The 14,549-nt window shown below is 64.1% G+C and carries 15 protein-coding genes; 4 read left to right on the forward strand and 11 right to left on the reverse strand.

Annotation, left to right across the window (positions count from 1 at the left end):
* Positions 1-52 precede the first annotated feature (52 nt).
* From ACGYKA_RS02920 to ACGYKA_RS02945, 6 genes are all read right to left on the reverse strand, one after another.
* Positions 53-1,993 (reverse strand): OmpA family protein, encoded by a 1,941-nt coding sequence (locus tag ACGYKA_RS02920; protein ID WP_394412497.1) that lies wholly within the window; start codon positions 1,991-1,993, stop codon positions 53-55.
* Between the two features lie 162 nt (positions 1,994-2,155).
* On the reverse strand, positions 2,156-2,944 hold the full coding sequence (locus ACGYKA_RS02925; RefSeq protein WP_394412500.1) for an FAD binding domain-containing protein: 789 nt from the start codon (positions 2,942-2,944) through the stop codon (positions 2,156-2,158).
* 65 nt (positions 2,945-3,009) lie between these two features.
* Entirely contained in the window at positions 3,010-5,385 is a 2,376-nt protein-coding gene (locus ACGYKA_RS02930; protein ID WP_394412503.1) for a xanthine dehydrogenase family protein molybdopterin-binding subunit, read from the reverse strand.
* A 115-nt stretch (positions 5,386-5,500) separates the two neighbouring features.
* A complete protein-coding gene (locus tag ACGYKA_RS02935; RefSeq protein WP_067268228.1) occupies positions 5,501-5,986 on the reverse strand; it encodes a (2Fe-2S)-binding protein in 486 nt (161 codons plus the stop codon).
* A gap of 86 nt (positions 5,987-6,072) precedes the next feature.
* Entirely contained in the window at positions 6,073-7,074 is a 1,002-nt protein-coding gene (locus ACGYKA_RS02940) for a molybdopterin-binding protein (protein WP_394412505.1), read from the reverse strand.
* Entirely contained in the window at positions 7,071-8,030 is a 960-nt protein-coding gene (locus ACGYKA_RS02945) for an XdhC family protein (RefSeq protein ID WP_394412508.1), read from the reverse strand. The genes ACGYKA_RS02940 and ACGYKA_RS02945 overlap by 4 nt, the downstream gene beginning before the upstream one ends.
* A gap of 145 nt (positions 8,031-8,175) precedes the next feature.
* Between ACGYKA_RS02945 and ACGYKA_RS02950 the strand changes: the two genes are divergently transcribed.
* The 3 genes from ACGYKA_RS02950 to grxD are packed head-to-tail and all read left to right on the forward strand — an operon-like array spanning position 8,176 to position 9,123.
* The gene (locus ACGYKA_RS02950; protein ID WP_067268222.1) at positions 8,176-8,412 is read left to right on the forward strand and encodes a BolA family protein; all 237 of its coding nucleotides are present in this window, start codon (positions 8,176-8,178) and stop codon (positions 8,410-8,412) included.
* Between the two features lie 2 nt (positions 8,413-8,414).
* The gene (locus tag ACGYKA_RS02955) at positions 8,415-8,759 is read left to right on the forward strand and encodes a hypothetical protein (RefSeq protein WP_271687096.1); all 345 of its coding nucleotides are present in this window, start codon (positions 8,415-8,417) and stop codon (positions 8,757-8,759) included.
* A gap of 1 nt (position 8,760) precedes the next feature.
* Positions 8,761-9,123, forward strand: coding sequence for a Grx4 family monothiol glutaredoxin (gene grxD, locus ACGYKA_RS02960; protein ID WP_394412511.1), 363 nt, complete (start codon positions 8,761-8,763; stop codon positions 9,121-9,123).
* Between the two features lie 80 nt (positions 9,124-9,203).
* Here the strand turns inward: grxD and rpiB are convergent, their stop codons facing one another.
* The 4 genes from rpiB to ACGYKA_RS02980 form a co-directional block, all read right to left on the reverse strand.
* Positions 9,204-9,653: a ribose 5-phosphate isomerase B gene (rpiB, locus tag ACGYKA_RS02965; protein WP_394412514.1), complete on the reverse strand. Its 450-nt coding sequence runs from the start codon at positions 9,651-9,653 to the stop codon at positions 9,204-9,206.
* 126 nt (positions 9,654-9,779) lie between these two features.
* Positions 9,780-10,115: an MliC family protein gene (locus tag ACGYKA_RS02970; protein WP_394412517.1), complete on the reverse strand. Its 336-nt coding sequence runs from the start codon at positions 10,113-10,115 to the stop codon at positions 9,780-9,782.
* The gene (locus tag ACGYKA_RS02975) at positions 10,112-10,504 is read right to left on the reverse strand and encodes a cell division protein ZapA (protein WP_067268217.1); all 393 of its coding nucleotides are present in this window, start codon (positions 10,502-10,504) and stop codon (positions 10,112-10,114) included. The genes ACGYKA_RS02970 and ACGYKA_RS02975 overlap by 4 nt, the downstream gene beginning before the upstream one ends.
* A complete protein-coding gene (locus tag ACGYKA_RS02980; RefSeq protein ID WP_394437904.1) occupies positions 10,504-11,085 on the reverse strand; it encodes a hypothetical protein in 582 nt (193 codons plus the stop codon). The genes ACGYKA_RS02975 and ACGYKA_RS02980 overlap by 1 nt, the downstream gene beginning before the upstream one ends.
* 338 nt (positions 11,086-11,423) lie before the next feature.
* Here ACGYKA_RS02980 and tkt point away from each other — a divergent pair, with 338 nt between their 5' ends.
* Positions 11,424-13,439 carry a transketolase gene (tkt, locus tag ACGYKA_RS02985; RefSeq protein WP_394417561.1) on the forward strand — a complete coding sequence of 672 codons (2,016 nt, stop codon included), beginning with the start codon at positions 11,424-11,426 and terminating at the stop codon, positions 13,437-13,439.
* A gap of 78 nt (positions 13,440-13,517) precedes the next feature.
* Here tkt and ACGYKA_RS02990 read toward each other — a convergent pair whose 3' ends face one another.
* Positions 13,518-14,492: a DUF808 domain-containing protein gene (locus tag ACGYKA_RS02990; protein ID WP_394412525.1), complete on the reverse strand. Its 975-nt coding sequence runs from the start codon at positions 14,490-14,492 to the stop codon at positions 13,518-13,520.
* Positions 14,493-14,549 lie beyond the last annotated feature (57 nt).

Below are 14,549 nucleotides of genomic sequence, written 5' to 3' on the forward strand. Positions count from 1 at the left end.
AAACGCCCCCGGATCGCTCCGGGGGCGTTTTCTGTTTGGGGTGTAGGTCTGCTTAGCGCAGCAGACCTGTAATGTTGCGCACCACGGCACGACGGTTCGCAGGTTCCGCCGACGTGGTCGGCACGCGCAGCTGGCTCTCGCCATAGCCTTGCGTGATCAGATTGGCGGGCGGCACATCAAAGTACTCGGTCAGCGCCAGGGCCACGGTCTCCGCACGGCGGTCCGACAGGGCGAGGTTATAGCTCGCATCGCCAACCGCATCGGTGTGACCTTCGACGAGGATCACGGTGCGCGGGTCCTTCTGGATCAGGTCACGCAGTGTGGTGCCGATATTGGCAAGCGCGCGGGCCTGTTCAGGCTGGATCGCGGCGGAGCCGGTGGGGAAGCGTACTGCATCGAGTTCCAGCTCCGGCGCGAGGGAGCGCACTTCACGGATTTCACGCACCTGACGCAGGGAGAATGTCCGCCCCTGATCGTTGCGCATCTCAGCTTGCAAAGCCTGACGCAGCGCGGCCTCGTCTTGGGTGCTGGCGCGCTGTGCCTGCTGTGTCTGCTGGACCTGCGGCAGATCGTTCACGACAACTTCGCGCTCTTCCACGAGGTCATCGACCAGCACATATTCACGGCCCTGCGCATCGAAGTTCGTCCGGCGCAGCACGGTGCCATCCCGCGAGCGGATGGTCTCGACCCGGCTGCCGTCGCTTTTGGTCACGATGGTCCGAGTGGAGCCGTCGTCGAAGGTCTGGGTCTGCACCTCGTCACCGGGGCGGCGGAGCAGAGCGTTGTCGTCCTTCAGGACGCGCAATTCGCCAGTGTCGTCCTGAACGACCACCCGGTCACCAGAGCGGCTGACGATTTTCTCACCATTGTTCAGAACCGAGCCGACAGCCACAGCCCCAAGGCCGAGGAGCAGCGCTTTTTCGAAGTCCGACATCCCGCTGTCGTCGTCGTCGGCGGCGGCGGCATCGGCTTCGCCTGCGGCAGCCACTTCAGTTTCGAAGTCTTCGTCCGAGCTGCGCACGTCTTCTTCGGTAACTTCTTCGGTCACGACTTCGGCGTCCGCATCGCTTTCGGCAGCAGCGGCGGCGGCGGCGGCAGCTTCACGCTCGGCGCGGCGTTGCTCGCGGCGTTCTTCGCGGCGTTCGGCACGGCGGGCTTCGCGGCGCTCTTCACGGGCCTGGATCTGCTCTTCGGTCAGACCGGCGTTGTCTTCCTCGCCGACTGCTTCGCCGCTGGTTTCGGCTTCCATTTCGGCCTCGGCTTCTTCCGAGGTCTCGACGGCAGTCTCATTGGCTTCCGCGTCAGTCGCGGCTTCGGCGTTTTCGTCGGTTTCTACGTTCCCAGTCACCTCGGCATCAGCTTCAGCGGTCGCTTCGGCTTCAGCTTCCATGTCCTGCGCGGTCTCGGCCTCGGCGTCGTTTTCAATCTCGGCCTCTTCCTCAACCTCGGCTTCGCTTTCCACCTCAGCTTCCACTTCCGCCTCGGTCTCAACCTCTTCCTCGACTTCGACCTCGCTCTCAGTCTCGGCGGTCATTTCGGCTTCGGCCTCGGCGGTCTCCACTTCCGCTTCGCTTGCGGTTTCCTCTGCCGCCTCGGCTGCGGCTTCAGCCTGCGCCTCTGCTGCGTCGGCGGCCTCTTCGGCCTGTTCGGTCACGTCGTTCACAGCAGCCGCAGCAGCGTCACCCGTCGCTTCAACCGCGCCAGTTGCCTGATCCAGCAGCGAACCCGCCTCGGCTTCGGTCTCCGCCTCGGCCTCGACCTCTGCTTCACCTTCCGCTTCGACTTCCGCCTCGGCCTCACCGCTCAGCCCGGCCATAACACGAAGCTCTTCGGCACTTTCTACCGTCTGATCGTCGAATGCGCAGGGGAATTCGGTCGCTTCGCCCACGGGGCCGCATTCATTCAGATTTTGCTCCTGCGCAAAGGCGCCATGCGGGAAAGCCAAGGCAAGGCTCAGACCCAGCGAAGTCGTAGATCTCAGTAGGTTTTTCATGTTCACGTCCTCATCATTACGGGAACGCCGTTCGGGCAGCGCTTGTCACCCAACGCATGATGGGGGCGCTGGTTCCGCTATCCAATATCAAGAGCTTACCCCATGAAAATACCGCGCCCCCTCTGGGGACGCGGCAGAAGTTTACGCTGCTGTTATCGGCTATCAGGCGATGGCGGCCACAGCGCGGCGGGTCATCACGCCGCACAGATGGGCGCGGTAGGCGCCGCTGCCGTGCAGATCGCTGATCATGTCGCCCGCGTCGAGGGTCAGCCCCTCCAACGCCTCCGGCGCGAACCGTTCCGACAGGGCAGTTTCGGCTTCACTCCAGCGGAATACACCGTCGTTCGACGCGCCCGTGATCGCCACGCGCACCCCATCGCCGAGGCGCGCGACATAGGCCGCGACCAGCGGGAAGCGCGAGGCGGGCTGAATGAATTTCTCGTAATGCGCGGCCTCAGGAATGGGGAAACGGACGCCGGTGACGATCTCCCCTTCCTCCAATGCGGTGGTGAACATGCCTTGAAAATAGTCATCCGCGGCAATCTCGCGGCGGTCGGTCTCAATCGTCGCGCCACTGGCCAGAGCGCCCGCCGGGTAGCAGGCAGAGGGGTCGTTATTGGCGAGCGATCCGCCGATGGTCCCCCGGTTGCGCACCGCCGGGTCGCCGATCCGTGCGGCGAGGCTGGCGAGCGCCGGGTAGCTCTCCGCCGCCTCGCGCATGACCGTGGCATGGGTCGTGCCGCCACCGATCCAAAGCGCGCCATCGCGCATCTCAACCCCTTTGAGCGCATCGATCCCCGCCAGCGACACCAGAACCGAGGGCATCGCCAGCCGCGCCTTCAGCGTGGGGATCAACGTCTGACCGCCGCTGAGCGGTTGCGCATCCTCCTGCCCCAAAGCCTTGACCGCATCCGCCACGCTGCTGGGGCGCTCTACTTCGAAATCATACATCTTTCATCCTTCCCAGAGGCCGCCCGAGCGTCGCCTCTTTTCTCAAACCAATCTTCAGCAGGCGCTTAGCCATTCATCGCCTCCCAGACCCGCGCGGGGCTGACCGGCATGTCGATATGGCCGATGTCCTTCCCGCCCGAGCGCATGGCGTGAAGGACCGCGTTAACCACCGCAGGCGGCGAGCCGATGGCCCCCGCCTCCCCGCAGCCTTTCACGCCCAAGGGGTTGTGGGTGCAGGGCGTCTGGCAGGAGTGATCCACGTCATAGAACGGCAAATCGCTGGCGCGCGGCATGGCGTAATCCATGTAGGACGCGCTAAGGAGTTGGCCGTCTTCATCGTAGGCGCAGTTCTCCAACAGCGCTTGACCGATACCTTGGGCCAGACCGCCGTGGACTTGGCCGGTCACGATCATCGGGTTCACCACATTGCCGAAATCATCGGCGGCGGTGAAACGTTCGACGGTGACATGGCCGGTCTCGGGGTCCAACTCGACCTCGCAGGCATAGGCCCCCGCCGGATAGGTGAAGTTCGACGGGTCGTAAAAGGCGGTTTCCTCAAGCCCCGGTTCGATCTCTTCCAACGGGTAGTTATGCGGCACATAGGCGGCAAGCGTCACATCGCCCCAAGCCACGGATTTATCCGTCCCCGCAACGCTAAAGGCCCCATCCTTCAACTCGATATCCCCTTCCGAGGCTTCGAGCAGGTGACTTGCGATCTTTTTTGCCTTGGCGATGATCTTTTCGGTCGCGCGCACCATGGCGCTGCCGCCCACCGCGAGCGAGCGCGAGCCATAGGTGCCCATGCCCATCGGCACCTTAGAGGTGTCGCCATGGACGATCTCGACCATATTCTCGTCGATGCCGATCATATCGGCCACCACCTGCGCGAATGAGGTCTCATGCCCCTGCCCGTGGCTGTGGCTGCCGGTCATCACGACCAGCCCGCCGGTGGCGTTAACCCGGACCGTGGCGCTTTCATACAGGCCCGCCCGGGCGCCGAGTTGGCCCACAAGGTTCGACGGCGCAATCCCGCAGGCCTCGATATAGCAGTTCACGCCGAAGCCGCGCAGCTTGCCCTTCGCCTCACTCTCACGGCGCCGCGCTTCAAAGCCCGCGTGGTCCGCGATCTCTTCGAGCTTGTCCATCGTGGCGTTGTAATCGCCCGTGTCATATTCCACCGCCACCGGGGTGGCATAGGGAAACTCCGTCACGAAGTTTTGGCGGCGCAGTTTGATCGGGTCGACCTGCAACTCATGCGCAGCCTTGTCGATCAAACGCTCCAACTGATAGGTCGCCTCGGGCCGACCGGCCCCGCGATAGGCATCTACTGGCACGGTATTGGTAAAGACCGCCTTAACGTTCACGTAGATCAGCGGCGTTTTATAGTTCCCCGCCATGAGCGTGCCGTGCAGCCAAGTCGGCACCGAAGGCGCGAAGGTCGACAGGTAGGCCCCCATATTGGCATAGGTATCGGTGCGCAGGGCGGTGAAGTTGTTCTCTGCATCCAGCGCCAGTTCGATCTTGGTCACATGGTCGCGGCCATGGGCGTCGGACATGAAGGCTTCCGACCGGCTCGACGTCCATTTCACCGGACGCCCCACCGCCTTGGCGGCGAAGGTGCAGAAGGCCTCTTCCTGATAATGGAAGATCTTGGTGCCGAAGCCGCCGCCCACGTCAGGTGCCACCACGCGCAGCTTGTGCTCGGGGATACCCAGCACGAAGGCGCCCATCAGCAAGCGGATCACATGCGGGTTCTGGCTGGTGGTATAGAGCGTATGCTCCCCGTCCGAGCGGTTGTAATCGCCGATGGCGACGCGCGGCTCCATCGGGTTGGCGACGAGGCGGTTGTTGACCAGTTCCAACGTGGTGACATGGGCGGCCTCGTCAAAGGCCTTGTTCACCGCCTCCTTGTTCTCTTCCACGAAGCCCCAGTCGTAGCAAAGGTTGCTGCTAAGGTCGTCATGCACCTTAGGCGCGTCGTCTTTCAGCGCGTCCTTCATGTTCACCACGGCGGGCAACTCGTCGATATCGACGACAATCGCCTCGGCGGCGTCACGGGCCTGCGCCAACGTCTCGGCCACGACGGCGGCGATGGGCTCGCCCACATGGCGGACCTTTTCATGGGCCAGCACGGGGTGTTTCGGCTCCTGCATGGGTTGGCCGTGTTTGTCGGTCACCTGCCAGCCGCAGGGCATCCCGCCCACTTCGGCGAAATCCGCGCCGGTGAAAATTTTTAGCACGCCGGGCATGTCTTCGGCGGCAGAGGTATCGACCCCGGTCAGCCGCCCATGCGCCACATCCGAGCGCAGGAAAAACACATGGGTCTGGCGGCGCAGGTTGATGTCATCGGTATAGCGCCCCGCCCCGGTGAGAAAGCGCACATCCTCCCGTCTTTTGCTGCTGGCCCCAATGCCGCTCGTCGGTTCAAAATCCTTTGGCATAATATCCTCCCGTTTGGTGGCGGTGCGGATGCACCTGATCCGTCACGCGGCCACCGCTTCTGGCGGTCCTCCCTCCGCCATCACCGGCCTGCTCAGCGCGACACTGCTTCCAACGTTACTCTGCCGCCAGCGCGCTGACCTCTTGGCCGCTGGCCGCCATGATCGCTTTGACGATATTGTGGTAGCCGGTGCAGCGGCAGATGTTGCCGTCAAGGTAATGGCGCACCTCGGCCTCCGAAGGTTTCGGATTTTCCTTGAGCAAGGCCGCCGCCGACATCACCATGCCGGGCGTGCAAAAGCCGCATTGCAGCCCGTGGTGATCTTGAAACGCCTGTTGGATGGTGCTGAGCGTGCCATCGGGGGCCGCCTGCCCTTCGATGGTCTCGACTTCGGCGCCATCGGCCTCGACCGCGAACATGGTGCAGGCTTTGACCGCATTGCCGTTCACATGCACCACGCAGGCGCCGCATTGGCTGGTGTCGCAGCCCACATGGGTGCCGGTCAGTTCCAGATCATCGCGCAGGAAATGCACCAGCAAAGTGCGGCCTTCGACCTCTCCCGACGCGGGTTTGCCGTTCACGGTCATCTTGACCTGTGTCATGTTCTTCCTCCCAGTCTGACGCTTGTTGAGATCAGTTAAGCACGACAAGCCCTAGTTGAGAACATATATTTTCCTAAGGTTTTGCCTCAGCCGTTGCCCGCGCTTTTGCCGGGGTTGCGCGGCTGCGGGCGCGTGGGGATCTCTTTCAGCAAGCCGCCCACCCCCATCGCCGCGATATCCGCGCTGGTGACGGGAATGCCGCAAACCAGCCGCGACAGCACCCAATCGGCCCCGTTGAGCGCGGGGGAACGGGCGCAGCCCGGCAGGCCGATCACGGCGCAGGCGCCAAGTTGGCCGAGAAAGAGCAGATTGCCCGGATCGACCGGCATGCCAAAGCGCGTCACCTCGCCCCCCGCCGCGCGCAGGGCAGAGGGGGCCACGTCATTGATGTCCGACGTGGCGGAGGCGGTGAGGATCAGGACCAGATCGGTCTCTGCCGCGGCAATCGCCTCGGTCAGCGGGGCGCTTCGGTGGGGGACGGTTACAACATCGCGAAGGGTCACATTAAGCGCCATCAGCCGCCCCTCCACCGCGGCGCGGCCCTTGCCCCCGGCCCCGCCGGGCACGTCTGTGATGATCAGCGTGGCATCGCGCAGCACAGGCGGCGCGAGGCGCAAGGCGCCCTCTCCCGCCGCCGCGCAGGCGGCCTCGACTGTGCTTTCAGGCAGGGCGTAGGAGATGATCTTGATCGTCGCCACCATGCCGCTCTCGCCCATCTGCTGATAGGGTGGCACGGTGGCCAGCGTGATCATCGGGTCCACCGCATTGACCGCCTCAAGCGCCGCGCGGTCCATCACCACCACCCCCGGGCCATCGGCCAGCAGGTTCACCCGCCCGGTGAAGGGTTTCGACATCCGCAGCCCCGGACCGCAGAGGCTTTCGGCCAGCCGTGCGGCGCCTGCGTTCTCGTCAATATCACCGGGGTCGAGCCGGGCGACGATCACCTCTTCGATGCCCGCGCCTTCCAGCGCTGCGATATCCTCTTGGGTCAGCACGCGGCCCTTGCGCAGCCGCCCCTCCGTCACCGCGACGGAATGGGCCAGCGTCGCGCCCAAAGCCGCGCTCAAAGGGACCGGGCCAAATCTCATGGTCGGCGCAGGCTTTGGATCATCTGGGCAAGGATCGACACGGCGATCTCAGCCGGGCTGGCCGCGCCGATATCGAGGCCGACCGGCCCGTGGATACGCGCCGCCTGCTCTGCCGCCACACCTGCTTCCGCCAGCCGATCAAGCCTGCTGGCCTGCGTCCGGGTCGAGCCGAGCGCGCCGATATAGAAAGCCTCGGATCCGAGCGCCACATGCAGCGCCGGATCGTCGAGTTTCGGGTCATGGGTCAGCAAGACCACGGCGGTGCGCGCGTCAACACCGATCTCGCGCAGGGCGGCATCGGGCCAATCGTTCACCACTTGGCAATCGGGGAAGCGGGCGGGTGAGCCGAAAGCCTCCCGCGGGTCGACGACGATCGGATCGAACCCCGCCTCTATCGCCATGCGCACCAGATGCTGCGCGATATGCACGGCACCCACGATCACCAATCGCAGCGGCGGATTGTGGATGGCGATGAACCGCCCTGTTTCATCCTCGACGCCAGAGCGGTCGCGGCGAAAGCGGTCCTCATGCCCCCCCTCTGTCAGCCGACGGTCGCTGCCGTCCAACGCCACCTCATAGGCCACCGGCTTACGGGCCGCGCGCCTTGCCACCAATTCGCGCAGCATCTCAAGGCTGAGCGCCTCCGGCCCCACCGGCTCCACCAGCACCTTGATCGTGCCGCCGCAGGCCAGCCCCACGGCAAAGGCATCACCATCGCTGACGCCATATTCCAACAGCCGCGTGCGGCCGTCCTCCAGGACCTCTAAAGCCTCAACCACCACGGCGCCTTCGACGCAACCGCCCGAGACGGACCCCATCATCGTCCCGTCGCCCGCCACGACCAGTTGCGCGCCAGCGCGCCGGGGGGCGGAGCCCCATGTTTCCACCACCGTGGCAAGGGCCACAGGCTCTCCGGCCTCGGCCCAGTCGAGCGCTTGTTCGGGGATCCGGTCCATCGGTTGTCCTTTCAACGTGAGGGCGCAAAGTGTGTCGCAATAGGGGCAAAGGTCAATGGCCGATCCGGCGTTCGGCTTCGCCTTGCACGCCGTGGCCAGCGGCACTACATCTAGCCCAAGCACTCACAACAGCCGGAGCCACCCCATGCCCATGCAAGCCAGCGAAATCGAAGACCTGATCCGCGCGTCCTTTCCGGATGCCAAGATCACCGTCGAAGGCAATGATGGCGTGCATATGGCGGCCATGGTCGTGGACGAAAGCTTTCGCGGCATGAACCGGGTCCAGCAGCAGCGCGCCGTCTATGCGGCCCTCAAGGGCAAGATGGACGGGTCAAACGGCGAATTGCACGCGCTGGCGCTGACCACCCGGACCCCGGACTAACCATGTGGGGCTGGGTCGCTGCGGCAGTCGTGGGCGGGATCGCCGCCACCGCCTATGCCCAGCACCGCGCCCGGCGCGGCCAGCATGTGCCGCTGTCGCAGCGCCAGCCACCCCGGCCTGAGACCGGCAAGGTGCCGCTGGGGATGGAGGCGCTGGATTTGGATGCCGTGGCCCGCACCGCGCGGCGCAACGAAAGCCTAGAGCGCGGGCATACGAATTGGACCAAGAAGCGGGGCGGCTTTTTCCTCGGCGGGGCCGAAGTTGAGGTCAAACCCTGGGCCGACGATGAAACCTATGCGCGGCGCTATCACGCTGCGTTCAAGAAACCAGATACGAAGGACGAATGACATGAGCGATGCCGCAAGCCAGATTAAGGAACAGATCACCGAGAATGACGTGGTTCTGTTTATGAAGGGCACCAAGGAAATGCCGCAGTGCGGCTTCTCCAGCCGCGTGGCCGGGGTGCTGAACTACATGGGCGTGAACTACAGCGACGTGAACGTGCTGGCGGATGAAGGTCTGCGCCAGGGGATCAAGGATTTCTCCGACTGGCCGACCATCCCGCAGCTCTACGTCAAAGGCGAATTCGTCGGCGGCTGCGACATCATCACCGAGATGACGCTGTCGGGCGAATTGGACACGCTGTTCGACGAGAACGGCGTCGCTTTCGACAAGGAAGCCGCCGATAAGATCCGCGAAGCCAACGGCTAAGCCGGGCGCCCGCGTCAAACAAAACACCCCGGAGCGGTTTCGCGCTCCGGGGTGTTTTTGTATGTAAGGCCGGGGGCAGCTCAGTCTTCGATGGCCGCGATCATATCGACACGGCGGCCATGCCGCCCGCCTTCGAATTCGGTGTCGAGAAAGGCATCCACGATCTCAAGCGCCAGACCGCCGCCGATCACCCGCGCGCCCATCGACAGCATATTCGCGTCATTATGCGCCCGGATCATCTTGGCCGAGAAGGTGTCGCTGCACACGCCGCAGCGGATGCCCTTGACCTTATTGGCCGCCATCATGATGCCCTGCCCCGTGCCGCAGATCAGAATGCCCAGATCGAACTCCCCCGCCGCTATGCGCCGTGCGGCGGCTTCGCCATGTTTGGGGTAATCGGTGCTTTCCGCCGTGGCAGGACCGATGTCTTCGACAGTGAACCCGCGTTCGGCCACATGGCGCGCGATGTCTTGGCGCAGGGCGATGTCGGCGTGGTCACTGGAGACGATGATGCGGGGTTTGGTGGTCATCTGAGGGCGTCCTGATTTTGCGTCATGGAGTGTCGCGCCGTAGGGGCGCGTTTGGTGGTCGCGCCGAAAGGGGCACTTTTCGCGCCCCCCAGAGCATATTGCAGCTCGCGCCGCAATCCCGCGCCGTTAGTCCTGAGGCAAACAGTCGCTATAAATCGGGGTCACCCCATCGCCCGCCCCTGCCCGCCAAGCCAGCGAAGCACGGCCCTGATGCTCCCACCACTCATAGCCCGCACCGTCCGAAGGCCTGCCATAGCGCGCGCCAGAGGCGGATGGCAGGCGGCGCAACTGGATCAACCGCCCCTCGACATAGAGCACTGCAACGCCCGGATCGGCACCGGACACATAGACTACCGGCACCGAAACGCTGCGCTCACAAATGTAAGTAACAGCAGAGGTTTCGGCGCCCGCAGGCGCGGCCCAGAGCAGCGCGCAAAGGGCTGCCCTGAGGACCCGGCTCATTTACCCGCCTTCTCCTCGATCTCGGCGGCCAGCGCCTCGGCCCGGGCGGCGATTTCGGCAAGGGTGTCTTTGACCCCCTGCGGCACCACCGGCACTTCGATCCGCTCAGGCTCGACCTTGACGTTGCGCAGGCTGGTGAGTTCGGCCTCACGCTCGGCCAGTTCCGCGCGCAACTCTGCGATGCGATCTTCGACGCTTGCGGTCTTGTCGGCCAGAAGCAGGCCCGCCATCAGCAGCATTCGCGCCTCGGGCATGCGGCCCACCTGATCGCTCAGCACGCGGGCTTCGTCGTCCAGCATCTTGGCGGCAGCTTGCAAATAGCTTTCTTCACCTTCCTGACAGGCGACTTCGAAATGGCGGCCGCCAATGGTGATCCGTACCTCGGGCATCAGTCGGCCCCTCCTGACTTGGGTTCTTCTTCGGCGCTGTCGTCTTGCGCAGCGCTCTCGGGCGCGGGCGCTTCGGCTTTGGCCTCTGCCCCCGTTTCATCCGCAGCTTCAACTTCCGGCTCGCCCTCTTCGACCAAGGGGGCCAGCGCGGTCAATACCGCGTCGATCTCGGCCATCTCGATCGCGCGGGTGGCGCGCAGGCTCTCCAACTCTGCAATCACGGCGGTGTCGATCAGCTTGGGATCGGCCAGCCCCTCCGCATTGGCCAGCCGCAACTGCTCACAAGCCGCCGACAGCTGCTCATTCGCCTGACGCAAACGCTGCACGTCCATATCAAGCTGGGTCACCCGGTCGTTGTTGAAGTCCATCTGGGCGCGCAGGTCGTTCAATTCGTCCTGATGGCTTTCCTTCAGCGTCTTCACCCGGTCGGTCAGCTGAGCGTTGGCTTGCCGCTCCTCTTCCAAGGCCTGCACAATATCCTCATCCGGCTCTGCGGGCGCGGCGCTCAGCCGGTCCACCCCCTTGGCCATCTGGTCCATCGCGGCCGTGATGCGGCGCTGATAGTCTTCAAGTTCACTCATCCGCATGAATTCTCCTCACTCGTCCTGCTCTCTCGGCGGCGTTTTCGCCTGCCGTGCCCCGGGCTGCGCCCTGTTGCGGCGGCCCGTCCCGCAGATAGCGCGCGTCCCGCCCAATGTCACGCGCGCGAATCGCCCGTATCAGCCGGTTTTCGCAATCCTAGCCAAAGCGCGCTCAAATTGCGCCCCCCCTTTCGTTTCAGCGACTTGAGCCGCCAAGTTCACTCTCGCCCCCGCTATGGGCCGCCCCGGACCCGCCCGCGCACCCCAGTTGTGCTTGAACTTTGCCCCATCGCTGGTATGCACGAGCCCAATCTGCCACAGCCCCAAAGGAAGCCCCCGTGGATCTGACAGCCCTCGCAAGCGCAAACCCCGACCACTGGTCCAAGGCCACCGCCATTCGCGCGCTGACCCTCGATGCCGTGGCCGCCGCCAATTCCGGCCACTCCGGCATGCCGATGGGCATGGCCGATGTGGCCACCGTCCTCTTTGAGAAGCACCTGAAGTTCGACGCGTCCAACCCGCTTTGGCCCGACCGCGACCGCTTCATCCTCTCGGCGGGCCACGGCTCCATGCTGCTTTATTCGCTGCTGCACCTGACGGGCTATGAGCAATTCCCCATCGAAGAGTTGAAGAACTTCCGCCAAATGGGCGCGCGCACCGCGGGCCACCCGGAGAACTTCCTTGCCGATGCGATTGAGACCACCACCGGCCCGCTGGGCCAAGGCATCGCCAATTCCGTCGGTTTCGCCATGGCCGAAGAGATGCTGCGCGCGCAATACGGCGCAAAGGTCGTGGACCATTACACCTATGTCATCGCTGGCGACGGCTGCCTGATGGAAGGCGTGAGCCAAGAGGCAATCACGCTGGCCGGCCGTCACAAGCTGAGCAAGCTCATCGTGATGTGGGACAACAACAACATCACCATCGACGGCCCCGTCACCCTGTCGGACAGCACCGATCAGGTCACCCGCTTCAAGGCCGCCGGCTGGCATGTGATTGAGATCGACGGCCACAACCCCGATGAGATTGACGCCGCCCTGACCGAAGCGAAATCCACTGACCTGCCCTCGATGATTGCCTGTAAGACGCATATCGCGCTCGGCCACGCCGCGCAGGACACCTCGAAAGGCCACGGCGCGCTGACCGACGCCGACCAGATGGCCGAAGCCAAAGCCGCCTATGGCTGGACCACCGGCCCCTTCGAAGTGCCCGCTGACGTGAAATCCGCTTGGGAAGAGATCGGCAAACGCGGCGCCGATGCCCGCCGCGACTGGGAAGAGCGTTTCGACAAACTGCCCCGCGCCAAGCGCGAGACCTTCAATCGTGCCCTCGCCCTCGACGCGCCGAAAAAGATGAGCGCGACGGTCAAAGCCTTCAAAAAGCAGATCACCGAAGGCGCGCCCAAGATGGCGACCCGCGCGGCAAGCGAGAAAGCCCTCGAAGTGCTGAACCCGATCCTGCCAGAAACCGTTGGCGGCTCGGCGGACCTGACCGGTTCGAACAACACCAAGACTAGCGATCTTGGCATCTTCGACGTCGACAACCGTGGCGGGCGCTATGTCTACTGGGGCATTCGCGAACACGGCATGGCAGCGGCGATGAACGGCATGGCGCTGCACGGCGGCCTGCGCCCCTATGGCGGCACCTTCATGTGCTTCACCGACTATGCCCGCCCCGCGATGCGTCTGGCGGCCCTGATGCAAATCCCCACGGCCTTCGTCATGACCCATGACAGCATCGGCCTTGGCGAAGATGGCCCGACCCACCAGCCGATCGAGCATCTGGCGATCAGCCGTGCCACGCCCAACACCTACGTCTTCCGCCCCGCCGACGCGGTGGAAACGGCAGAGGTTTGGGAAATCGCCTTCACCGCGAAAACCACGCCATCGGTCCTGTCGCTGACCCGTCAGGGCCTGCCCACCGTGCGCCTGGAGCACAAAAACAACAACCTCACCGAAAAGGGCGCCTATGTGCTGGCCGATGCCGAGGGCAAACGTCAGGTGATCCTGATTGCCACCGGCTCTGAGGTGCATGTCGCATTGGCCGCGCGCGAGCTGCTCCAAGCCGAAGGCATTGGCACCCGCGTCGTCTCCATGCCGTGCATGGAACTCTTCGCCGCGCAGGACGAAGCCTACCGCAAGCGCGTCCTGCCCGGTGGCGCCGTGCGCGTCGGGATCGAGGCCGGTGCACGTCAGGGCTGGGACCAGTGGCTCTTTGGCGAGCGTGGCAAATACGGCAAAGCCGATTTCGTCGGCATGGACCGTTTCGGCGCCTCCGCCCCGGCGGAAGAACTCTTCGAGCGCTTCGGCTTCACCGCAGAGAACGTGGCAGAGAAGGCCAAAGCGCTGCTCTGATCTGCGGGTCATACAATACAAAAGGGGGGCGACGGTTCATCCGTCGCCCCCTTTTTCATTTCCCAGACAAGGTCGCTCTTAAACGGCGGCCTTATGAAACACCTTGCGCCAGATCGGCGTCACGATCTTCTCACCGATCGGGATCAGCACCAGACCAAGCGCCAAACCAAAGAGCCCGTCGATCCCCGCCGTGGTAATCCATTCAGCCGCCCCTTCGAACTGGGCCGGAACCGGCTGGCCCACGGTCACGGCGATGTCGTGGATCCATTTATAGGGCGCGGCAAAGCCCATCTGCTCCAACCCGTGAATGATGATCGACCCGCCGACCCAAAGCATGGCCGCCGTGCCAACGATGGTGAGCAGCTTCAAAAACCCCGGCATCCCGCGCACCAGCGCCCGGCCAATGCTCCGCGTCACGCCAAATCGCCCCTTGTTCGCCATTACCAGACCCACATCGTCCATTTTGACGATCAGGGCGACAGAGCCATAGACCGCCACGGTGATCATGATCGCCACCGATGCAAGCGTCGCCGCCTCCATCCAAAAGTTGCTTTCGGGGATCGCGGAAAGGGCAATGGTCATGATCTCCGCCGACAGGATAAAGTCAGTCTTGATCGCGCCCGCGGCCTTCTTCTCTTCCAGCTGCGCAGGGTCTTCGACCACCTTCTCCTTATCGGGATAATCCTCATGCCCGTGCCCCCAACCAAGCGCATGGGCGACCTTCTCGGCCCCCTCGAAACACAGGTAGGCCCCGCCCAGCATCAAAAGCGGCGGGATCGCCCATGGCGCAAAATTCGCCAAAAGCAGACCCACGGGCAGCAAATAGACCAGCTTGTTGCGCAACGACCCCTTGGTGATCCGCCAGATCACCGGCAATTCACGTTCGGCCTTGAACCCATGCAGATATTTCGGCGTCACGGCGGCATCGTCGATCACCGCGCCCGCGGCCTTGGAGCCCGCCTTGGCCGCTTGCCCGATCACGTCATCCACGCTCGCCGCTGCAACTTTGGCGATCGCCGCCACGTCATCCACAAGTGCCAGTAAACCGCTCATTCCATGCCCCTTTTTGCGTGCTGCATCCGAAGTAGCATGTGCAGCCCATCTGGCAAG

The organism is Sulfitobacter sp. 1A15106, assembly GCF_043556995.1.
Taxonomy (GTDB): Bacteria; Pseudomonadota; Alphaproteobacteria; order Rhodobacterales; family Rhodobacteraceae; genus Sulfitobacter; species Sulfitobacter faviae.

What these genes read in the sequence shown, in the direction of transcription:
- ACGYKA_RS02920 (WP_394412497.1), bottom strand. Translation starts at nt 1,993, where the DNA reads ATGAAAAACCTACTGAGATCTACGACTTCGCTGGGTCTGAGCCTTGCC.
- ACGYKA_RS02925 (WP_394412500.1), bottom strand. Translation starts at nt 2,944, where the DNA reads ATGTATGATTTCGAAGTAGAGCGCCCCAGCAGCGTGGCGGATGCGGTC.
- ACGYKA_RS02930 (WP_394412503.1), bottom strand. Translation starts at nt 5,385, where the DNA reads ATGCCAAAGGATTTTGAACCGACGAGCGGCATTGGGGCCAGCAGCAAA.
- ACGYKA_RS02935 (WP_067268228.1), bottom strand. Translation starts at nt 5,986, where the DNA reads ATGACACAGGTCAAGATGACCGTGAACGGCAAACCCGCGTCGGGAGAG.
- ACGYKA_RS02940 (WP_394412505.1), bottom strand. Translation starts at nt 7,074, where the DNA reads ATGAGATTTGGCCCGGTCCCTTTGAGCGCGGCTTTGGGCGCGACGCTG.
- ACGYKA_RS02945 (WP_394412508.1), bottom strand. Translation starts at nt 8,030, where the DNA reads ATGGACCGGATCCCCGAACAAGCGCTCGACTGGGCCGAGGCCGGAGAG.
- ACGYKA_RS02950 (WP_067268222.1), top strand. Translation starts at nt 8,176, where the DNA reads ATGCCCATGCAAGCCAGCGAAATCGAAGACCTGATCCGCGCGTCCTTT.
- ACGYKA_RS02955 (WP_271687096.1), top strand. Translation starts at nt 8,415, where the DNA reads ATGTGGGGCTGGGTCGCTGCGGCAGTCGTGGGCGGGATCGCCGCCACC.
- grxD (WP_394412511.1), top strand. Translation starts at nt 8,761, where the DNA reads ATGAGCGATGCCGCAAGCCAGATTAAGGAACAGATCACCGAGAATGAC.
- rpiB (WP_394412514.1), bottom strand. Translation starts at nt 9,653, where the DNA reads ATGACCACCAAACCCCGCATCATCGTCTCCAGTGACCACGCCGACATC.
- ACGYKA_RS02970 (WP_394412517.1), bottom strand. Translation starts at nt 10,115, where the DNA reads ATGAGCCGGGTCCTCAGGGCAGCCCTTTGCGCGCTGCTCTGGGCCGCG.
- ACGYKA_RS02975 (WP_067268217.1), bottom strand. Translation starts at nt 10,504, where the DNA reads ATGCCCGAGGTACGGATCACCATTGGCGGCCGCCATTTCGAAGTCGCC.
- ACGYKA_RS02980 (WP_394437904.1), bottom strand. Translation starts at nt 11,085, where the DNA reads ATGAGTGAACTTGAAGACTATCAGCGCCGCATCACGGCCGCGATGGAC.
- ACGYKA_RS02990 (WP_394412525.1), bottom strand. Translation starts at nt 14,492, where the DNA reads ATGAGCGGTTTACTGGCACTTGTGGATGACGTGGCGGCGATCGCCAAA.